This is a genomic window from Capnocytophaga genosp. AHN8471 (assembly GCF_016806945.1).
GTDB lineage: Bacteria > Bacteroidota > Bacteroidia > Flavobacteriales > Flavobacteriaceae > Capnocytophaga > Capnocytophaga periodontitidis.
The window spans coordinates 132,520-153,059 of sequence record NZ_JAESPJ010000007.1; the positions used below are offsets into that span (position 1 = coordinate 132,520).

The window sequence follows — 20,540 nt, forward strand, 5'->3', positions numbered from 1 at the left end:
TAGAGTATGTTATGTAGGGGCGTTTTGCAAACGCCCATACAGATAGAACTTTTTCGGACACCTTCAGTAGAAAACCTTAATTGAGAAAATAAAAACATTATGGATTTAGAAAAATACATTAATCGCTCTAAAAGCAATGATAAAGAAATTTGGTTATATAATTTGTCAAATGATGAGACTTTGTTTGATGTTATTGATAACCTTCGCAGACAATATAATAAGTTTGAATATACTTTTGTTATTAATCAAGAGATTAGAATCACAGAAATAACAATTGATAGAGATGTAGATTTTTCAAATTGTATTTTTAAGAAAGATGTGGATTTTTCAGGTTGTACATTTAATAAAAAATTTTTACTTTCATATATTAAAAACAATCAAGAAAAAATAATTGCTAAAGCTTCTATATTTGAAAAGGGAGTAAACTTTTCTAAGGCTATTTTTAAAGAAGCTGTTAATTTTTCAGGTGCAAAATTTGGAATCAAGCAAGAGGACAATTTAAATGAGAATAATTCAGAGGTTAAATTTCTTTTTGAAAATGCTAAATTTCAAAAAGAAATAGACTTCTCTCAAGCTATTTTTTATGATACTATTTATTTTTCAGGAACAGAATTTTGTACTGATATAAAAGAGTATAAAAAAGAATCTATCAATTTTGAAAATGCTCATTTTCGTAAAAAAGTACGTTTTCACCATTGTAAGTTTTATAATACTGTTCGGTTTGAAAATACCTTATTCAATAAATTAGCAGACTTTTATAGTGCTCATTTTCATAAAGCGCAGCAGTTTCACTTTACAGATTTTTTGGATAGGGCAATTTTTTCAAATACAGAATTTGATCAAGAAGTTCAATTTCTACATTGCAAAGTTACTAAAGATTCATACGTAAGATTTGAAAGTGCTATTTTTAATAAAGGATTAGATATATCTCGTAGCAATTTCAATGATAAAGTTAATTTTTGGAATATTGAAATAGAAGAAGGAGATATATTTATATCTTCAAAGTATGCAGATGATTTTGAAGTTCACAAAAACGAAATTAATCCCGAGAAAAATATCCCTTCTGTTTATAAACAACTTCGTGAGACTTATCGCATTATAAAGGATAATTTGTACAAGCAAAATAATAAAATAGAAGGAGGAAATTTCTATAAAAAGGAAATGAATATTTATTTAAAAGAACTAAATAACATAATTAAAGATAAAAAAAGAAAAGAAAAATCTGATTCAACAAAGAAAAAAGTAGGTTCTAACCCATTTATTGTTTTAGGCTTCTATTTATCGGGAATTTTTACGTCCTTATATTTGTTTCTTTATTCTGTTAATTTTAATGATAAACATTGTTATGCTTCTTTTGTGTGCTTTTTTGTACTTTTTATTGTTTTTGCTTATAACAAATGGAATACAAAAGTTCCTATAAATAAGCTTCATAAAGTCAGAAAATTTTGGTATTGTTTTTTTCTTAGTTTATATATTGGAATATATCTTTTAACATTATACTATTTTCCAATGTATTTTTCCACAATATTTATTTTTGAGTATTCATTTTTGTTTATAATTGTATTATTGTCTTATTTATTTCTTGATAATGATAGAATATTATTATACTTTAATAAATATTCAAACAATTTTGGAACTAATTGGGCTTTAGGAGTTATTTTTACAATAGTTTCAAGTCTTGTTACATATATCTTAATTCTGCAACAAATTTTTAATGAATTAGAATTTCAATTAAATTTGGTAGGAATAGGAAACTTTTTAAGAGGATTAGTGAATGTGCTTAATGTAACAGAATGGAGAACTGTTCAATTTTTTGAAGAAACACCTACTAATTGGCAGTATATTATTCTCTTTATAGGTCGTATTTTGGTTGCCTATGGTATCTACCAAACCATTCAAGCCTTTAGAAAATTTGGTAAATCGTAACTTATTCTTTATCTTTGTCGCAACATTTGTTAATTATTAATTTAAAACAATATTTTAATGGAAACATTCACTTCACCAATTGGACTTATCGTTATTTTGGCGGTTGTCCTCTTTGTTACTATCTCATCGCTCGTGGCGCGCTACAAACGCTGTCCGTCCGACAAAATTCTCGTAATCTACGGTAAAACCGGTGGTTCATCTGCCAAGTGTATCCACGGGGGTGGTGCCTTTGTGTGGCCTGTAATTCAGGATTATGCCTATTTAGATTTGCGTCCGCTTTCTATTGAGGCAAACCTTACCAATGCGTTGAGCCGTCAGAATATTCGCGTAGATGTACCTTGTCGTTTTACAATTGCGATTTCTACTGAACACGAGAATATGAATGCAGCTGCCGAACGCCTCTTAGGGCTCTCACCTGAGCAAATTCAAGAGTTGGCAAAAGATATTCTTTTCGGTCAGTTGCGTTTGGTCATCGCTACTATGACTATTGAGGAAATCAATTCCGACCGCGATAAATTCCTCGAAAACATTTCTAAAAACGTAGATAGTGAGCTCAAAAAAATAGGTTTAAAACTCATCAACGTAAACGTAACCGATATCAAAGACGAGTCGGGTTATATTGAAGCTCTTGGTAAAGAAGCGGCTGCGAAAGCTATCAACGAGGCAAAAATTAGTGTGGCTGAACAAGAGAAAATAGGGGAAACTGGTAAAGCCCTTGCCGACCGTGAGAAAGATACCCAAATAGCCGAAACACACCGCGATAGAGATGTGAAAATCGCTATCACCCAAAAAGATAAAGAGATTAGCATCGCCGAGGCTAAGAAAGATGAAACTGTAGGGATTGCCGAAGCTAAGAAGTTTGAGTCTATTGGTAAAGCAGAAGCCGACCGTGATAGTCGTATCAAGATTTCAGAAGCCAATGCATTGGCTATCAGAGGGGAAAATGAGGCTAAAATTGCGATTGCTAACTCTGAAGCGCTACGTCGTGAAAAAGAAGCCGAATCGTTGCGTATTGCTATTTCGGCTGAAAAAGTACAACAAGCTAAAGCCTTAGAAGAAGCCTATTCAGCTGAAGAAAAAGCTGAAACTGCTCGTTCTGAACGCGAACGTGCTACCCAAGTGGCAAACATCATTGTCCCTGCTGAAATTGACAAACAGCGCGCTATTATCGAGGCACAAGCTGAAGCTGAACGCCTCCGCGAGAAAGCCAAAGGGGAAGCCGATGCTATTTATGCTAAAATGGAAGCTGAGGCAAAAGGTCTCTTCCAAATCCTTACCAAACAAGCTGAAGGTTATAAAGATGTGGTTAGTGCAGCAGGAGGCGACCCTACCAAAGCATTCCAATTGCTCCTTATTGAGAAGTTGCCTGAACTCGTTAAAACCCAAGTGGAAGCCGTTAAGAATATCAAAATCGATAAGATTACAGTATGGGATTCTGGCAAAGGTGAAGATGGCAATAACTCCACTGCCAATTTCGTATCGGGGATGATGAAAACTGTCCCACCTCTCAACGACCTCTTCAATATGGCAGGATTGAACCTCCCTACCTATTTGGCTAAAGAAGGAAAGCAAATTACGAATGACGAGGGACGAATTGCGAATGACGAGGGACGAATTGCGAATGACGAGAGACGAATTAAGAATGACGAGAAACAAAAAACGAATAATGCGTAGATGAAACAGTTTATTACCTATATTTTATTGTTTAGTTCAGCTTTTGTGTTAGCACAAAAAGCACAATTTGCTAATGCTAAACTCGATGCAGCTACAGTATATTTTAATTCAGCTGAACTTACTCATTATTTTAGCGCGAATCTCAACAAGGGCACTAATGAAATTGTAGTGAAAAACGTTGCTAATAGGCTGAATGAGAATACGCTTCGCATTGTAGCTCCCAAAAATGTAACGGTACTTTCAGCTCAATTTACCACTCAGTATACTACTGATGGTGACAACCTCTTGCCCAAATCGAAACAAGTGAAAGATAGTATCGACTTGCTGACTTCTCAAATCGATAAACTCAGCAACCAAATTGCTGCTGAAAAGCAGGTGGTAGAGCTCATCAAAGAAAACAAATCGGTGTTAGGAGGTGGTACCGGACTTAATGTAGCTGAGTACGCTAAGTTTCTCGACTATTCAAAGGATAAGATGACTACTTCTCTCGATAAAATAGATACGATGACTGATAAGCAAAACAAATTGCGTAGCATTCGTTACAATTTGGAACAACGTCTTAAAGGAGAAGTTACTAAAGAAGAGACGCTCTCCGATGGCAAATTGGTGTTGCAAGTAATGGTTGATGCTCCTGTTAAAGCTGATTTTAGTGTGAGTTATATTACCCCCAATGCGTCGTGGGTGCCTTTTTACGATCTGCGTGCCGATAATATCTCTCAACCTATCAATTTGGTGTATAAGGCGCAAGTGCGACAAAACACTGGGGTAGATTGGAAACATATCAAACTGAGTCTTTCTAGTGGTAATCCTAATCAGAATAATCAGTTTACGCTACTAAAAGCGTGGTATCTCTATTTTGGCAGGCGATATGATAGCGACTACGACTACGTGAGAGCTAATGCCTATCTTTCAGGAGCAGTAAAAAAAGAAGCAGTGGTAGAACAGATACAAGAAGAAGCTACTATTTCTGATTATACAAATCTAAACGAAAATCAACTCAATACCTCGTTTGAGATTACTACGCCTTATGATATACTCTCTAACAACAAAGAGCACAGTGTATCACTCAAAGAGCTTAAAATCAAAGCTAAATATGAGTATTACACTGCACCGCGCATAGATAATGGGGTGTATTTAGTAGCTTCGGTTGACGATTATTCGCAGTATAACCTGCTTACTGGTCAGGCAAATGTGATTTTTGAAGATATGTATGTAGGCAAAACACTGATAGACCCTAATCAAACCTCAGAGAGTATGCAACTCACTATGGGGAATGATAAGAAGATAAGTGTAAAACGCGAAAAAATAGCTGACAAATCGGCAACTAAGTTTATTTCCAGCTATAAAGAGCAGACTTTTACCTACGAAATTACCGTTAAGAACAATAAAAAAGAGGCTATAGACCTGAAACTAAAAGATCAATATCCACTTACCACTGATGATAAGATACAAATAGAACTCTTAGAAGCCTCAAAAGCTGAAGTGAATAAGGAAACGGGTATACTCACTTGGGATACCAACCTCAAAGCAGGTGAAACTAAAAAATTCCGCATTAGCTATAAGGTAAAATACCCTAAAAATGAAGTAATCGGAAATTTGTAATGACGAATGACGAAATACGAATGACAAGTTACAAAAAAGCAGTTGGATAAAATAAGTATCCAACTGCTTTTTAGTTATTAGGACTTTTCACTTTTCACTAAAAAAGTCCTTCTACTGACCAGTAGCGTTCTCCTGTGTCGTAATTTACAGTGAGGATACGCGCTTTAGGGTCTTTTTTGAGTACTTTAGCTACGGCAGCTAAAGCAGCACCTGTAGAGATACCTCCTAAAATACCTTCTTCTTTAGCCAATCGGCGAGCGTAATCAAAAGCTTCTTCTTTAGAGATAGGGATAACTTCATCTACTACAGCAGGGTTATAGTTATCGGGTATGAAGCCAGTGCCCAATCCTTGTAAGGCGTGAGGACCTGGAGCACCTCCACTCAACACCGCCGATTGATCGGGTTCTACAGCAATAGTTTTGAGGTTAGGGAAGTGTTGTTTGAGCACTTTTGACACCCCAGAGATATGTCCGCCAGTACCTACTCCTGTTACGAAATAGTCAAAACCTTCGGGGAAAGATTTTAGTATTTCCTGAGCAGTTGTTTTTTCGTGTACATCAGGATTAGCAGGGTTTTTAAACTGTTGAGGTACCCAATAGTTAGGTTTGCCTTCGGCTATTTCCAGAGCTTTAGCGACAGCTCCCCCCGTACCTTTTTCTTTAGGCGTGAGTACTACTTCAGCACCATAAGCGGCTACCAACTTGCGGCGTTCAATACTCATTGATTCAGGCATTACCACGATGAGTTTATAGCCCTTTACAGCCGCTACTAATGCCAAGCCCACTCCCGTGTTGCCAGAGGTAGGTTCTACAATTACACTATCTTTTTTGAGGATACCTTTAGCTTCGGCATCTTCAACCATAGCGAGCGCAATACGGTCTTTGATACTACCGCCAGGGTTCAAGCGCTCTAATTTGATAAATACGTTGGCATCATTGCCAAACAATCTGTTGATTTTCACCTCGGGAGTATGCCCGATGACTTCTAAAACATTTTTGTACGCCATTATATAAATTATTTATTAGTTACGTGTTTAGGAGTTAGAAATTAGGAATCAGGAGTTAGTTTGATGACGCATAGTGGATAGCATCTTTCCTATTTCTAATATTAAATCTTCTATTTCTTTATAAGATTGAACAAATCCTAGTTCTTTTGCAATAATTAATTGTGTTTCTAACTCACTTAGTGAACCTTGAGAAACACTTAAAAAGTATTGAAAGTGATTGCTACTATTCCTTCCCCAACCTTCAGCAATATTGGAGGGTATAGATACTGCGCAACGTCTGATTTGTGAAGTAAGACCGAATTTCTCTTCTGTAGGAAAATAGTAAGTTAGCTGATATATTAATTTTACTAACAAAATAGATTTTTGCCATACAATAAGCTCCTTAAAAGATTTTATTTTACTCATATTCTAATTTCTAACTTCTAATTTCTAATCAGATAACAAAATTAATCGGTTCTTCATATACTTCGTTGTCCTTCACAATAATCTGACTTTTGTGGAAAACCTTAGTAAAAGGTTCGATGCTATTGGTGAGCCATACATTCCCGCCGATGATACTATCGTGTCCTATTACGGTTTCACCACCTAAAATAGTAGCACCAGAGTATATCACCACATTATCCTGAATAGTAGGGTGGCGCTTGGTATGAGCCTTATCTACTGATACTGAGAGAGCCCCTAAGGTAACTCCTTGATATATCTTTACATAGTTGCCTATTACTGTAGTTTCTCCAATTACAATACCTGTACCGTGGTCAATCATAAAAGGGACTCCAATGCTTGCCCCTGGGTGAATGTCGATACCCGTTTTGCTATGAGCGTATTCAGTGAGCATACGCGGCAAGAGAGGTACTTTGCGCAAGCACAATTCGTGAGCAATGCGATATACCATAATAGCAAAGAAACCAGGGTAGGTGATTTGTACTTCTCTGATAGAAGTTGCTGCAGGGTCGCTATCGATAAAATACTGAGCATCTTCTCGCAATTGCTGATATATATTAGGCAAAATGCAATCGTAATAATCGGTTGTTTTTGCTTTTTGAGATTCATTTAACAGAAAATCGTCTACAATATTGATAAAATCCCAACGCAATTCCTCATAGCGGGCTTCTATACTCACTTTTGATAAGCAAGTGCGTTCGTCAATAAGAAATAAGAACTGAAAAAGGTCGTTTACAAAGCGTGTAATACGCTGTTTGCTTACGTGATGTTTGATGTTTTTACTTTCGTGATAGAGTTCATTGATGAGACTCTCAGTACAATTTATTTTTGTCATCGTTATAAAAAAATACCCCCACTACCTTTATAAAGCAGTGGGGGTTGTTATTTCGTTTGTTAAAATATAGTAACTGACATATCTTTAAGAAATAACGAGCCTTGCACTGCTCAAATTGAGTGTGCAACACATCGTCATTATATTTAAAGTGTACAATGTCATATAATATTGTTCTATTTGATGGGGCAAAGGTAAGAATATTTTTCTAACTACCAAATAAAAAGTGAAAAATTATTTCATTTTTTTTATTTTTCAGCAAAAAGAATTGCGTCCAAACGGCGTAGTGTTTCTTCTTTACCTATAACCTCTATAATATCGAATACGTGAGGACCTTTGAGTTCACCCACTAATGCTAAGCGCAATGGAGGCATTACTTGACCAAAGCCTAAGCCCTTTGTTTCCATATATTGCTTTACCGCCTCTTCTAAGGCAATTGAAGTAAAATTAGCAGTATTTTGGAGTACTTCAGCTACTTCTTTCACAATGGTAGGAGTTTGTTCTTTCCATTGTTTTTTAATTGCCTTTTCGTCGTATTGGGTAGGTGCTTCAAAGAAGAATTTGCTGAGTTCCCAGAAATCACTTACAAAGGAAGCGCGCTCTTTGATGAGCCCAACTACTTTTTCTACTGTAGCAATTGGGGCAGTTACACCTCTTTTGGTAAGGTCTTTTTGGAAAAGAGTCGCCAATTCGGCATTGGGTTTCATTTGCAAATATTGGTGGTTGAACCATTTGATTTTCTCAGGGTCGAAGCGAGCTCCAGCCTTGTGTACTTTTTCTAAATCAAATAGTTGAATGAGTTGTTCCATTGAGAAAATCTCCTCATCATTCCCTGGATTCCACCCTAAAAGTGCTAAAAAGTTGATAAGAGCTTCAGGAAAATAACCTTCTCCACTAAATCCTTTTAGCGTTTCGCCATTCTCTGTCCAATCCATTGGGAAGACAGGAAAACCGAGTTTGATACCATCGCGTTTGCTGAGTTTGCCATTCCCCACAGGTTTGAGGATAAGAGGCAAATGAGCAAAAGCAGGAGCTTGCCAACCAAAAGCGCGGTAGAGCATTAGGTGCAAAGCCATAGAAGGCAACCATTCTTCACCGCGTATTACGTGAGTAATTTCCATTAGGTGGTCGTCTACGATGTTTGCTAAGTGGTAAGTAGGCATTCCGTCACTTTTGAAGAGCACTTTGTCGTCTAAGGTACTCGTATCGATAGTTACTTCCCCACGAATCATATCGTTCATTTTCAACTGTTCGTTGTGGGGCATTTTGAAGCGAATTACGTACTCATCACCGCGTTGTAGGCGTTGTTGTACTTCTTCAGTACTCAGCGATAGAGAGTTTTGCAAAGTATCGCGTGTTTCCCAATTGTATATAAAGGTTTCCCCTTTGGCTTCAGCCTCTTTGCGCGCGTTATCCAATGCCTCGGCGGTATCGAAAGCGTAATACGCCCAACCATTCTCAATAAGAGCATCGGCGTATTGTTTGTAGAGCGGCTTGCGTTCACTTTGGCGGTAGGGAGCGTGTTTGCCCTCTTTGCCTATCCCCTCGTCGTAAGTAAGCCCTAACCAGTTCAGTGAGTTGATGATGTATTGCTCAGCGCCTGGTATATAGCGATTTTGGTCGGTATCTTCAATGCGAAGTAAGAAGTCGCCACCGTGTTTTTTGGCGAATAAATAATTGAATAAGGCGGTACGCACGCCTCCAATATGCAATGCTCCTGTAGGACTTGGAGCAAATCTAACTCTAACCATTTATTTTTATAATAATTTTAAATCTTTAATCACTTTAAAAGCAATATCCACGTGATATTCGGGGATTACGATAGTAAATTCATTGGCGGTGGAAATCACCTCGTTCATACTCACACCTTCCCACGCTAAGCGTTGGAAGATGAAATAATAAATACCTGGTACTGAGATGTTTTCTTCAGGTAATTTCACACTGATAGCCCCCAAATTAGTGAATTTGTGCAACAGTCGTTCTTTTTTAAAAATATCTTCTACAAGACTCTCCATTGTACTACTTACAATGAGATTGGTTTCGTTCACCCCACGAGTAGCGGCGTAGAATGCATCTTTGTTGTTTCGAATTTTTTGAAGCAATTCAGCTTGATTGTTCATAAAAGTATCCGATAACAAGAAAGTATAATCGGTAAGATTGGAGCGCACGATAATATCGCCTATATTCTTCAATATTTTTACGATACGATGCGTAGAGCGAAATTCCATATCAACCGATAATCGTTTGAGAGCCATTACTATAGCCCCATTACGCACTTCGCGTGTGGTGGTTTCGCTTTGTATATCTTTGCGAATCACCCTTGCGAGCGACGTGAGGTTGATAATCCCTTGAGAGAGGGCAGTTTGCAAAAAAGGTTTTGATTTGATGTATTGTTCAACGGCTGAGGCTACTGTTTTCATTTTGCTGAGGCTTAAATTTGTTACAAAAGTACTAAAAAAAATAATTCTATAACAATAAAGAGCAAAAAATTATATTTATTTAACATTCTTAAAAAGGATAAAAAGCATCCTCAATATAGTTGATAGTAAACTCAACATTGTTTTTTACAATTGAAATGATATCAAACTGTACCTCTAAATCTAAATCGGTTTTTTGTATATAGTAGTTGGTTGCTCTTACTAAAAGGTCGATTTTTTGTTGGTTCACAAACGATTCGGGTTCGCCATAAGCACTTGAATTACGGGTTTTTACCTCTACAATGTGCAAAATATTGTCCTTTCGAGAAATTATATCAATCTCGGCGTGACCGAATCTAAAATTGCGTTCTAAAATAGTATGACCATTTTCTATAAGGAAGTTTACAGCATCTTGCTCACCTTCTTTTCCAAAATCATTATGTGCTGCCATAGTTTAGGTGTTAGGTTTCAGGTATTAGGGTTTAGGTGAGGCAAAAGTAGCAACTAATTAGTAAATGAGCAAATTTGCTAATTAGAAAATTGGCAAATTAACTAATTATTATTATTTTTGCCCCATTGTTTTAATATTTTATTATGGATTATATGGCACCGCAGTGGATTGCGTTCCCTGCTTATACTGAATTTACGATAGGCTGGCGTATGGGCGCTGGCGAAGGTTATAAATGGGAGTTTTGGGACTGGTATGAGTCCCTTACCCCAGCACAACAAAAAGAGTACCAAACACTTTTTCCGTATCCTTGTTTTTGGCATTACAACAGATGGGAAGATGATGACCAAGATATAGATGACGAAGAGGATTATTACTACAAAGGAATTCCGGTTTGGCAACCCAAAGGCGCTTATAAATATTCTAAAGCAACCTTTATCAATTCGGCAAAGAAGCTCAAGTTTGTTTTCTTTTGGAAACCCAATGCAGAGGTAGTAGATGAATCTTGTTTTTCGCAATGGCAACCCTCACCTTTTTCTGTAGATGGTGATAAATATTATTGTGCTGAGCAGTATATGATGGCTGAAAAAGCGCGTTTGTTTGACGATGAACAGGTGAGGGAGGAAATAATGAACACTTCCGACCCTAAACTGATGAAAGCCTTAGGAAGGAAAGTGCGTAACTTTGACCCTCAGGTGTGGGACAAAGCTAAATATAGTATCGTACTGAATGGGAATTACTACAAATTCACTCAGAATAAGGAAATGATGGACTTTTTGCTCTCTACAGGCGATAAAATATTAGTAGAAGCAAGTCCGATGGATACCATTTGGGGGATAGGCTTGGGCAAAGACAATGAGAAAGCGCATAACATCGCCTCGTGGCGTGGCAAGAACTTGTTGGGATTTGCGCTAATGGAAGTAAGAGACGAGATTAGAAAAGTATATCAGAATGTACATTTGCTGAAAAATAGAAATGAATAGACTCAAAATCAATGTAGTTACACTAAAAGAAGATGAATACCTTATTCGCGATAGTATTCGTTTTGAAAATTGTAGTTATCTACAGCTTTTCATTGACGATGAGGATATAGCTACTTATCCTGATTTTGAAGATATACTGATAGTCCCCACTGAATTATACAAAAGTAGCTTACAAAGTGGTGAATATCTATTGTTTACTTGTGCTTGTGGTGTTGCAGACGATGGAGGATGGGCAACAATTAAGGTAACACATTCAGAAGCTATTGTTCAATGGGATTTTTTGAGAGACAAACCTTATTGTTTTAAGTTTTCTAAAGAAAATTACTTAAAAGAGGTTCAAGTTATCAATAAAGAAGACTATACTTTCATTCCTAAAGAGATTATTTTTCCTGAAATTTAGTCTTTAATATGAGTTTAATAAGAAAATGAGTTCTTTTTAGCTTTAACTTTGCCAAAGTCTAAAAACTTTGGCAAAGTGTAGCGATGCAAATACGATTTTGAGACTTTTTAAATAGTCTTTCTGTGATATAGAAACAATAAGTCTGAAGTAGAATATAGCTAAAAATAATATTAAAATGAATGAACGATACGAAAATATCAAGAAAATGAACGATATCCTCTTGCGATTGGAGGGTATTCTTAGCAAAGCTGAAACTCTTTTAGAAGAATGGAAAGCCATACAACCCGAGTATGAGGCTTTGGAGGCATATTACGACAGCCCTCAATGGCGAGAAGACTATTTCGATAGCAATGACGGCAAAATACCAGATGAGGTACCACAATGGGTACTCACCCAAGATGCTATTTTTGACGCTATAGGCACTCAGTTCGACCTTGCTGACGGTTTCCAACCGCTATTGGAGAGCATCAATGCTAGAAAGTGGAATGAGTAATTTCAAAACTTAAACATTTTAAAGTAGAAGAAAGGGGTAGTCATAGAGGTTCTACTATTGGGGGCGATTCCATATCTCATCTTAGTACTAGGGAAAAAGGGATCTTATTCTTCAAACTACAAGTAAACGGACAAACTTTTGCTCTTAAAAACAAAGAAAGTATATACAATCATAGAAATATAATGAAAGATAAGACCAGCTACTTTCGTATGTACGGAGGTATCTTAGAAAATTGTGGCGAATACGATGTATATACCCATCCATAGTTAGAATATGCTTTATTTATACCTGATAATGTCTTTTCTTATCGAGGTTATATTGTATTTATTATCAAAAACATGTTAGTGTAAAAAATATTTGTAAATTTGCACTACTAATAATGCGAATCAAGGTTTAAAATAAATTTTCAAAGAGTAATTCAGTAGCTATTTTTCCAAAGATATGGACAAAAAGACCTTTGCTAGAGCGCACTTTTCCAGCATATTGTATCTGAGTCTTTTCATTTAACCAATTAAAGAACGATTCAATAGGTTGTCTTATAGATGAAACAGCCTTATTATACAAAGATTCAAAAGCAAAATCTCTCTGTTTTAATACTTCTGACTTGTTCTTTTTCATTTTTATAGGTGTTATCATTTCACTATTATTTGATTTCAAAACTTCATTAACAGCAGCACTTTGATAAATCTTGTCAGCAATAAAACAAGTATCTGTTAGCTCTTGCCAATTTTCTTTGAAAACACTTAAATCATTTTCACTAGCTTTGGTAACAATATAATCTTTCAAATAAGGAAGAGTACTTTTTTGATAAGCTCCTAAGGCGTGTAGTTTCACACCATAATACCACATTTTTTTCGAGGAACAATAGCTTTTATCAGTAAAATCACGAGCTACTTTTCCTTTGCCATTTCCTTTACAAGTAACAATAGGACAAGAGTCTAAAATATTGATAGACATTTCTCTTTGCTCTGACATTCCTATTAAAATTTGTTCAATAGATATATGCTTAAAGACTTCGCTAAGTCTGTTTAAACGATTATTAAAGGCTTGATAAGAAGGTATTTTAGGGAACCAATCAAGCCAGTAATCTTTGATGAAATTATACATTTCTTTTATTTTGTACTTGTGTTCAACACCAGTGCAAAATAGATAAATTGTAATAACTTCTTGATCTGTAAATACAGGTTTGTTGTTATTGCTAAATCGCTGACAAAAATATTGTAAATAATTATCGTATTTTTGACATATTGTTAAATATATTTTTACTAATTTTGTCGCCGTAGTCTGATTTATCATTTATATCTGATTTTTTTTTTTTTTGACACCACAAAGATAGTGATTTATCAGACTACTTTTATTTTTTTCTACTTTTTCAACTCTTGACTTGCATTAGTAATAATCACTAAAGTAGTAGCAACTTTTTTGCCTATTCCTTTAATGGAAGTAAGTAGTTGAACTTGTTTTTCAAACTCTTCCTCAGTGATAGAAACAATGTCTTTTTCTAGATTATCGATGAGTTTATCTAAGTTGTCTATATTGTTTTTGAGCATATCAACAGCTAAATTATCTTTTTGAGGTGTAAAAATATTTATAGATTACTTAGGAATACCTGATGACAAGTAAACAAGAGCTCTAATAACAAAAAATCCAGTATAGCAACTCACTATACTGGATTTTTTTGTTTAATACACAATATCAACATCTCCTTTGCCTTCTCGCAGCACAACAGGTGCATCACCTGAGAGGTCGATGACGGTGGAGGCTACATTATCACCATAACCACCATCAATAACGATATCCACGCGGTTTTGCCATTTCTCGAAGATAAGCTCTGGGTCAGTGGTGTACTCAATCACATCATCGTCGTCGTAAATAGAGGTAGAGACTATAGGGTTACCTAACTTTTCTACAATAGTACGCGCAATAGTGTTATCGGGCACACGTATCCCTACGGTTTTCTTCTTTTTAAAATCCTTAGGAAGATTGTTATTTCCTTGCATAATAAAGGTATAAGGACCTGGTAAAGCGCGTTTCAACAGTTTGAAAGTGCTCGTATCTATCTGTTTTACATAGTCAGATAGATTTTTTAAATCGGAGCATACAAATGAAAAGTTTGCTTTTTCGAGTTTTACTCCTTTGATGCGAGCAATTTTCTCAAGGGCTTTGGTATTGGTAATATCACAGCCCAAACCGTAAACGGTATCAGTAGGATAGATAATGAGTCCGCCGTGACGAAGCACTTCCACTACCTTAGCAATCTCCTTTTCGTTGGGATTTTCGTTGTATAATTTAATAAAATCAGCCATTGTTCTAAATATTAGGGGTAATTCTAATAGTGGTAAATTTGCAATAAGAAATCAGTTTTCTCTCCTGATTTGTTACTTTTATTTCCCAAAGTTGAAGCGTACGTCCTGCATTCACACATACAGCTTTGGCGTAAAGGGTATCCCCTACTCTACCCGCTCTCAAGTGATTAGCACTGAGTTCAATACCTCGAATTTGTTCATCATCATTGCGGTAAAGTAAGTACGCCCCTATGCTGCCTGCTGTTTCTGCTAAAGCTAAAGTAGCCCCTCCGTGTAACACCCCATCTACCTGAGTAACTTTCTCGGTAACAGGCATCGTTATAGTAACACTATCTTCGGTTACTTCGGCAATTTCCATTTGCCAATCGCGCATCAAGTTGTTTGGAGGTAACGCCTGCCACTTCTGTAATAAAGTTTCTTTGTTGAGCATAGCATATCCTTTTTGTTACTTCAACCCACGTGCTTTGAGTAGAGGCTCAATAGCAGGAGCTTTCCCTCTGAAAGCTAAATACATTTTTTCGTAATCCATTGTATTTCCTTTGGAGAGTATCAAATCTCTAAAACGTTGTCCATTAGCACGAGTGAGTCCGCCGTTTTCTTCAAACCATTGGTAGGCATCGTGGCAAAGCATTTCTGTCCATTGGTAAGAGTAATAGCCTGCTCCATAGCCTCCGCCAAAAATATGAGCAAAGTAAGACGAACGGTATCTTGGAGGTACTTCTTTCACCCATAAGCCTGTTCTTTCAAGGGCTTTCTTCTCAAAATCACTTACATTATTGATGATAGTATCTGAAGGAATAGTATGCCATTGCAAGTCTAAATTGGCAGCAGCCAAAACTTCGGTAAAAGCATACCCCTCATTGAAGGTACTCGCTTTTTTTATCTTATCAATAAGTGCTTGTGGAATAGGTTGTTTGGTCTCGTAATGTACTGCATAGTTTTTAAGTACCTCAGGATACAAAGCCCAATGCTCATTGAATTGCGAAGGAAACTCCACAAAATCGCGTGCTACTGCTGTTCCTGATAAACTTGCATACTGTTGGTTAGCAAAGAAACCGTGCAATGCGTGACCAAACTCGTGGAAGAGCGTTGTAAGCTCGTCGTAAGTAAGTAAAGCAGGTTTACCTTCGGCAGGTTTCACATAGTTGCACACATTGTAAATAACAGGTTTAGTGCCTAATAACTTCGATTGGTTTACAAAGTTGCTCATCCACGCACCACCGCGTTTGCTTTCACGAGCAAAGAAATCGCCATAGAAGAGTCCTAATGGCGTACCGTCTTCTTCAAAAAGCTCATACACTATTACATCGGGGTGATATACGGGTATATCTTTGCGTTCTTTAAAGGTAATGCCATAAAGTTTGGTAGCTGCATAGAATACACCATTTTCAAGAGCATTTTTCAATTCAAAATAAGGTTTGATTTCATTCTCATCGAGGTCGTATTTAGCTTTGCGAACTTGTTCGGCATAAAAGTTCCAATCGTAAGGCTCTAAAGTAAAATTACCTCCCGTTTTAGTGATTTGTGCTTGTATTTCTTTAGCTTCTGCTTTGGCTTTACCTACTGAAGCGGGCACTAAATCTTTAAAGAATTGAGCAATAGCAACAGGTGTTTTAGCCATAGTGCGTTGCAAGCTCCATTCGGCATAGTTTTTAAAGCCCAAGAGTTCAGCTTTTTTAGCGCGTAGTAAAGCAATGCGTTTTAGGATATCATTAGTATTATGAGCTCCCCCATCGGTGCGATTCCAACTTGCTTCAAACAATTGTTTACGAGCGTTGCGGTCGGCTAATTCACTAAGGAGCGGTTGCTGGGTAGTATTCACAATCGCTACTTTCTGACCATTGATAGTTTGAGCAGCTGCCAACGAGCCTTCTAAAAGCGTTTGGTTGAAATCAGTTTCTAAAGAAGCTAACTCGCTGTTATATTTCTTTAGGGTTTCTTTATCAGTAGCTGATAGATTAGCACCTGCTACTACAAAATCTTCGTAGTAATTTTCTAACAATTTAAGCGATTCAGCATCTAATTTCAAGCTCTCACGTTTATCGTATAAGGCTTTGATACGCGCAAAGAGTTTTTCGTTCAGGTGAATGCCATCGGCGTGCTCGGCAAACTTAGGCGATAGTTCTTTTTGCAATACTTTTAAGGTATCATTAGTATTTGCCTCAGTTAAAGCATTGAATACCGCTGAAGCACGTTCCAATTCTACTCCACTTTTTTCTAAAGCGATAATCGTATTCTCAAAAGTAGGCGCTTCGTTGCTATTAGCGATAGCGACAATACGTTCGTTTTGCAAAGCCATTCCTTTGAGCAGGGCGAGACGGTAATGCTCGTCTTTAATTTTTGAGAAGTCGGGAGCACCATAAGGCAAAGTGCTTTCTACCAATAGCGGATTGTTATCTGTATTCTCTGTCATTTTTGAAGTCTTTGAGTCGTTGCAGGCTACCAAAGCAGTGAGCAATATAGCTGCTGAAAATAAAGGTAATTTCATAGTTTTTAGGTGATTATAAAAGGGGTGTTCGAGGAAAAAGTTCCTCAAACACCCCTTTTGAGGTTATATAGTAACTAAAATACTGTTATTTAGCAGTCAAACGTATGTCGATACGTCTGTTTTTAGCTTTGCACTCAGGAGTATCGTTAGCAGGACAAAGAGGGTGTTCTGCACCATAACCTTGAGCGCTCAATTGAGCTTTGTTAGCACCCAATGCTACCAATTTGTTTAGCACTGAATTAGCACGTCTTTCTGAAAGTTTTTTGTTACCTTCAACACTACCCGTATTATCAGTGTAACCTCCTAAACGAATAGCAGCTTTAGGATAAGCTTTCAAAATAGCTACAATGTTCTTTAATTGTTGTTCTGAACCTTCAGTAAGTTCATCGCTACCTGTTTTGAAGTAAGTTCTATCCAAAGTAATCCAGTTATCTTTGAACTGTTCTGGAGTAGTAAGTTTTTTATCTTCTATCAATTTCACGAGGTGTGCTTCAGATGAGTTCTTTCCTACTTCTAACATTGTATTGTCAAAAAGGCTCAATTGGAATAAATCACCTACATTGTACTCAAAGTCACCATCGGCGTTAAGCTTACCTTCTTCAATAACTACTACTTCTTCCACAGGCATCACTCCCTCACCTTCCCCTTGACGAATTTGAGCTTCTATAGGAGTACCTGAAGCATCAGCGGTATGTCCACCCAAGATAGGAGCAATTACCAAACCTACCAAGCAAGTGAGTTTGATAAGGATATTCATTGAAGGGCCTGAAGTATCTTTGAATGGGTCACCTACAGTATCACCAGTAACGGCAGCTTTATGAGCGTCAGAACCTTTGTAAGTCATTTGTCCGTTGATTTCAACACCTGCTTCAAATGATTTTTTAGCATTGTCCCAAGCACCACCAGCGTTGTTTTGGAAGATAGCCCATACAACCCCTGATACAGCTACACCGGCCATATAAGCGCCAAGAGCTTCAGCACCCATCACAAAACCGATGATAATAGGAGTGATGATAGTAATTGCACCAGGTAACATCATTTCGCGCAAAGCAGCTTTAGTAGAAATATCTACACATCTGCCATACTCTGGAGTACCTTTACCTTCCATAATACCAGGAATTTCGCGGAATTGGCGACGTACTTCGTTCACCATATCCATAGCAGCTTTCCCTACTGATTGCATTGCCAAGGCTGAGAAAATTACTGGAATCATACCTCCGATAAACAAGGCTGCTAATACGTTTGCTTTGAAAATATTGATACCAGAAATGCCTGTAAAGGTCACATAAGCAGCGAACAAGGCTAAGGCGGTAAGAGCTGCTGAAGCAATGGCAAAGCCTTTACCTACCGCAGCAGTAGTATTACCTACTGAGTCTAAAATATCAGTACGCTGACGTACTTCTTTTGGTAATTCACTCATTTCGGCTACACCACCAGCGTTATCGGCAATAGGACCAAAAGCATCGATAGCCAATTGCATAGCTGTAGTTGCCATCATTGCTGATGCTGCAATCGCTACACCATAGAAGCCAGCTAAAGAGTAAGAACCCCAAATAGCTACAGCAAAAAGCAATACAGAACCAAAGGTAGATTTCATACCAGTTGCCAAACCTGCAATAATATTGGTAGCAGCTCCAGTAGATGAATTGCGTACGATATTCAATACCGGTTTTTTACCCAAAGCGGTAAAGTGTTCAGTAATAGCTGAAATGAGCAAGCCTACTGCCAAACCTACAATAGTTGCGTAGAATACATTGATACTTGCGATTTCTTTTACTCCTTCACCAAAGAAACTCATTTGGATAGTTTCGGGCAACATATATTTGATAAGGAAATAGCAAGCTACTAAAGTAAGTGCTAAAGCTACATAGTTACCTGTATTTAGTGAACTTTGTACTTGTTTTTCTTTAGCATCGTTGTTTTTGATACCTACACAGAAAGTACCAATAATTGAAGCAATGATACCTACACCAGCAATTACCAACGGCAATAAGATAGGGCCTAAACCACCGAAAGCATCGGTAAAAGCACCACCATTGGCAGTTGCTATGTCTTTAATCACATAGTTACCCAATACCATTGAAGCGAGTACAGTAGCCACATACGAACCGAACAAGTCAGCACCCATACCAGCTACGTCACCTACGTTATCACCTACGTTATCGGCAATAGTAGCAGGGTTACGAGGGTCGTCTTCAGGGATACCAGCTTCTACTTTTCCTACGAGGTCAGCCCCTACGTCGGCAGCTTTGGTGTAAATACCACCACCCACACGAGCAAAGAGCGCAATTGACTCAGCACCGAGTGAGAAACCTGCTAAGGCTTCGAGTACAAGAGTCATTTCGTCATAGAAAGGTTTGCCTCCTCCTACAAAAGTGTTTACAAAGAGAATAAAGAACAAGCTCAAGCCCAATACAGCCAAACCTGCTACTCCTAATCCCATTACAGTACCACCACCAAAAGATACTTTCAAAGCTTTTGGCAAGCTAGTGCGAGCTGCTTCGGTAGTGCGTACGTTAGCATTGGTAGCGATACGCATTCCGATATTTCCCGCTAAGGCAGAGAAGAAAGCTCCACACACAAAAGCTACTACAATAAGCCAGTGAGAAGTTTCTACCATACGAGAAACAATAAATAGAGCAATAGAAGCAATAATCACAAAAATACCTAAAATGCGGTACTCAGCATTGAGGAACGCCATTGCCCCTTCTTTGATACTTTTGGAAATACTTTGCATTCGATCGTTGCCTGTGGTTTGTTTGTTCACCCACGAAGCTTTCGCAATCATAAAGATAAGTCCAAGAATAGCAAGGACTAACGGTAAATATAACATCATTTTATCCATACAAATATTATAATTAGTTAAATTTAGGGCGTAAAAGTACGAAAGATAATTGTAACGAAAAAATAATAGTTAAAAAAACATTAATTTTTTTAGGAGTTAGGGAATAGAGATTAGGGGGATAGAGGATAGTTGTTGTGTCTTGAAATAGTTTTACATTAAAAAAGTAAATTTTTCATTCTCTTTATTCTACAAACAGATTGTGAATAAATAAGCTTACTTTTAAGGGCGTTTACAACCATAGGTTTTCCTACGTAACATACTCTAAAAGTAATTGATTTTCAGAGTAATCAACTTTGCCAAAGTTTCAGACTTTGGCAAAGTGTAGTGATGCAAAATTTGTAAACCAATTCTGATTTACTATAATAGAGAAAACATTTCGGTATTCTCGCAGATATAAACATCTTTTAGTTGGCAATCTATATAGCCCCATTTTTGCCAATTTTCCTTTAGCCAATCTGCTCTTAGTCCGAATTTGTAACCTTCTGGTATAGATTCTTTAGGGAAAAGCACGTAAGTTAATCCTGCTTTATAACCCGAAATTACCATTAAACCGTAACTATCACCTAATTCACACAATAGAAAATATACAACTTCTTCATAAGGATATACTCCTTTACATTTAAATATAGTTCCTCTTGGAATAGATGTTTCTTTATAATCTATCAATTTTTCCATTAAT

19 protein-coding genes are annotated in these 20,540 nt (G+C 37.1%); 6 read left to right on the forward strand and 13 right to left on the reverse strand.

Features of this window, described 5'->3' with window-relative positions; genetic code table 11:
* Positions 1-99: 99 nt before the first annotated feature.
* Genes JMN12_RS03820 through JMN12_RS03830 form a run of 3 tightly spaced genes read left to right on the forward strand, consistent with a single transcriptional unit; the run spans position 100 to position 5,202 of the window.
* The gene (locus JMN12_RS03820) at positions 100-1,926 is read left to right on the forward strand and encodes a pentapeptide repeat-containing protein (RefSeq protein WP_203137271.1); all 1,827 of its coding nucleotides are present in this window, start codon (positions 100-102) and stop codon (positions 1,924-1,926) included.
* Between the two features lie 57 nt (positions 1,927-1,983).
* Positions 1,984-3,600, forward strand: coding sequence for a flotillin family protein (locus JMN12_RS03825; protein ID WP_238423814.1), 1,617 nt, complete (start codon positions 1,984-1,986; stop codon positions 3,598-3,600).
* Positions 3,601-5,202 (forward strand): DUF4139 domain-containing protein, encoded by a 1,602-nt coding sequence (locus tag JMN12_RS03830; RefSeq protein WP_203137273.1) that lies wholly within the window; start codon positions 3,601-3,603, stop codon positions 5,200-5,202.
* Positions 5,203-5,299: 97 nt separating this feature from the next.
* Here the strand turns inward: JMN12_RS03830 and cysK are convergent, their stop codons facing one another.
* From cysK to JMN12_RS03860, 6 genes are all read right to left on the reverse strand, one after another.
* On the reverse strand, positions 5,300-6,208 hold the full coding sequence (cysK, locus tag JMN12_RS03835) for a cysteine synthase A (RefSeq protein ID WP_203137275.1): 909 nt from the start codon (positions 6,206-6,208) through the stop codon (positions 5,300-5,302).
* Between the two features lie 48 nt (positions 6,209-6,256).
* The gene (locus tag JMN12_RS03840) at positions 6,257-6,613 is read right to left on the reverse strand and encodes a four helix bundle protein (protein WP_193433067.1); all 357 of its coding nucleotides are present in this window, start codon (positions 6,611-6,613) and stop codon (positions 6,257-6,259) included.
* A gap of 28 nt (positions 6,614-6,641) precedes the next feature.
* Positions 6,642-7,484: a serine O-acetyltransferase gene (locus JMN12_RS03845; protein ID WP_203137277.1), complete on the reverse strand. Its 843-nt coding sequence runs from the start codon at positions 7,482-7,484 to the stop codon at positions 6,642-6,644.
* A 245-nt stretch (positions 7,485-7,729) separates the two neighbouring features.
* Positions 7,730-9,232 (reverse strand): glutamate--tRNA ligase, encoded by a 1,503-nt coding sequence (gltX, locus tag JMN12_RS03850; RefSeq protein ID WP_203137279.1) that lies wholly within the window; start codon positions 9,230-9,232, stop codon positions 7,730-7,732.
* A gap of 6 nt (positions 9,233-9,238) precedes the next feature.
* Positions 9,239-9,901, reverse strand: a complete 663-nt coding sequence (locus tag JMN12_RS03855) for an aspartate kinase (RefSeq protein WP_203093860.1) — start codon at positions 9,899-9,901, stop codon at positions 9,239-9,241.
* Positions 9,902-9,989: 88 nt separating this feature from the next.
* Positions 9,990-10,349, reverse strand: coding sequence for a YraN family protein (locus JMN12_RS03860; protein WP_203137281.1), 360 nt, complete (start codon positions 10,347-10,349; stop codon positions 9,990-9,992).
* A gap of 143 nt (positions 10,350-10,492) precedes the next feature.
* Here JMN12_RS03860 and JMN12_RS03865 point away from each other — a divergent pair, with 143 nt between their 5' ends.
* From JMN12_RS03865 to JMN12_RS03875, 3 genes are all read left to right on the forward strand, one after another.
* A complete protein-coding gene (locus JMN12_RS03865; RefSeq protein ID WP_203137283.1) occupies positions 10,493-11,329 on the forward strand; it encodes an NADAR family protein in 837 nt (278 codons plus the stop codon).
* Entirely contained in the window at positions 11,322-11,729 is a 408-nt protein-coding gene (locus JMN12_RS03870; RefSeq protein WP_203083374.1) for a hypothetical protein, read from the forward strand. The genes JMN12_RS03865 and JMN12_RS03870 overlap by 8 nt, the downstream gene beginning before the upstream one ends.
* A 175-nt stretch (positions 11,730-11,904) precedes the next feature.
* Positions 11,905-12,222: a DUF4298 domain-containing protein gene (locus JMN12_RS03875; RefSeq protein ID WP_088594503.1), complete on the forward strand. Its 318-nt coding sequence runs from the start codon at positions 11,905-11,907 to the stop codon at positions 12,220-12,222.
* 393 nt (positions 12,223-12,615) lie between these two features.
* Here the strand turns inward: JMN12_RS03875 and JMN12_RS03880 are convergent, their stop codons facing one another.
* The 7 genes from JMN12_RS03880 to imm45 form a co-directional block, all read right to left on the reverse strand.
* The gene (locus JMN12_RS03880) at positions 12,616-13,518 is read right to left on the reverse strand and encodes a transposase (RefSeq protein ID WP_088594504.1); all 903 of its coding nucleotides are present in this window, start codon (positions 13,516-13,518) and stop codon (positions 12,616-12,618) included.
* 68 nt (positions 13,519-13,586) lie between these two features.
* A complete protein-coding gene (locus tag JMN12_RS03885; protein ID WP_088594505.1) occupies positions 13,587-13,772 on the reverse strand; it encodes a hypothetical protein in 186 nt (61 codons plus the stop codon).
* Between the two features lie 132 nt (positions 13,773-13,904).
* Positions 13,905-14,528: an L-threonylcarbamoyladenylate synthase gene (locus JMN12_RS03890; protein ID WP_088594506.1), complete on the reverse strand. Its 624-nt coding sequence runs from the start codon at positions 14,526-14,528 to the stop codon at positions 13,905-13,907.
* Positions 14,529-14,532: 4 nt separating this feature from the next.
* A complete protein-coding gene (locus JMN12_RS03895; RefSeq protein ID WP_088594507.1) occupies positions 14,533-14,958 on the reverse strand; it encodes a PaaI family thioesterase in 426 nt (141 codons plus the stop codon).
* A gap of 15 nt (positions 14,959-14,973) precedes the next feature.
* Positions 14,974-17,016: a M3 family metallopeptidase gene (locus JMN12_RS03900; protein WP_203137285.1), complete on the reverse strand. Its 2,043-nt coding sequence runs from the start codon at positions 17,014-17,016 to the stop codon at positions 14,974-14,976.
* Between the two features lie 85 nt (positions 17,017-17,101).
* Entirely contained in the window at positions 17,102-19,861 is a 2,760-nt protein-coding gene (locus JMN12_RS03905) for a sodium-translocating pyrophosphatase (RefSeq protein ID WP_203137287.1), read from the reverse strand.
* Between the two features lie 357 nt (positions 19,862-20,218).
* A complete protein-coding gene (gene imm45 / locus JMN12_RS03910; protein ID WP_203137289.1) occupies positions 20,219-20,536 on the reverse strand; it encodes an Imm45 family immunity protein in 318 nt (105 codons plus the stop codon).
* Between the last annotated feature and the right edge of the window lie 4 nt (positions 20,537-20,540).

Coding starts and splice junctions, on each gene's coding strand:
- JMN12_RS03820 (WP_203137271.1), top strand. CDS start 100: ATGGATTTAGAAAAATACATTAATCGCTCTAAAAGCAATGATAAAGAA.
- JMN12_RS03825 (WP_238423814.1), top strand. CDS start 1,984: ATGGAAACATTCACTTCACCAATTGGACTTATCGTTATTTTGGCGGTT.
- JMN12_RS03830 (WP_203137273.1), top strand. CDS start 3,601: ATGAAACAGTTTATTACCTATATTTTATTGTTTAGTTCAGCTTTTGTG.
- cysK (WP_203137275.1), bottom strand. CDS start 6,208: ATGGCGTACAAAAATGTTTTAGAAGTCATCGGGCATACTCCCGAGGTG.
- JMN12_RS03840 (WP_193433067.1), bottom strand. CDS start 6,613: ATGAGTAAAATAAAATCTTTTAAGGAGCTTATTGTATGGCAAAAATCT.
- JMN12_RS03845 (WP_203137277.1), bottom strand. CDS start 7,484: ATGACAAAAATAAATTGTACTGAGAGTCTCATCAATGAACTCTATCAC.
- gltX (WP_203137279.1), bottom strand. CDS start 9,232: ATGGTTAGAGTTAGATTTGCTCCAAGTCCTACAGGAGCATTGCATATT.
- JMN12_RS03855 (WP_203093860.1), bottom strand. CDS start 9,901: ATGAAAACAGTAGCCTCAGCCGTTGAACAATACATCAAATCAAAACCT.
- JMN12_RS03860 (WP_203137281.1), bottom strand. CDS start 10,349: ATGGCAGCACATAATGATTTTGGAAAAGAAGGTGAGCAAGATGCTGTA.
- JMN12_RS03865 (WP_203137283.1), top strand. CDS start 10,493: ATGGATTATATGGCACCGCAGTGGATTGCGTTCCCTGCTTATACTGAA.
- JMN12_RS03870 (WP_203083374.1), top strand. CDS start 11,322: ATGAATAGACTCAAAATCAATGTAGTTACACTAAAAGAAGATGAATAC.
- JMN12_RS03875 (WP_088594503.1), top strand. CDS start 11,905: ATGAATGAACGATACGAAAATATCAAGAAAATGAACGATATCCTCTTG.
- JMN12_RS03880 (WP_088594504.1), bottom strand. CDS start 13,518: ATGATAAATCAGACTACGGCGACAAAATTAGTAAAAATATATTTAACA.
- JMN12_RS03885 (WP_088594505.1), bottom strand. CDS start 13,772: ATGCTCAAAAACAATATAGACAACTTAGATAAACTCATCGATAATCTA.
- JMN12_RS03890 (WP_088594506.1), bottom strand. CDS start 14,528: ATGGCTGATTTTATTAAATTATACAACGAAAATCCCAACGAAAAGGAG.
- JMN12_RS03895 (WP_088594507.1), bottom strand. CDS start 14,958: ATGCTCAACAAAGAAACTTTATTACAGAAGTGGCAGGCGTTACCTCCA.
- JMN12_RS03900 (WP_203137285.1), bottom strand. CDS start 17,016: ATGAAATTACCTTTATTTTCAGCAGCTATATTGCTCACTGCTTTGGTA.
- JMN12_RS03905 (WP_203137287.1), bottom strand. CDS start 19,861: ATGGATAAAATGATGTTATATTTACCGTTAGTCCTTGCTATTCTTGGA.
- imm45 (WP_203137289.1), bottom strand. CDS start 20,536: ATGGAAAAATTGATAGATTATAAAGAAACATCTATTCCAAGAGGAACT.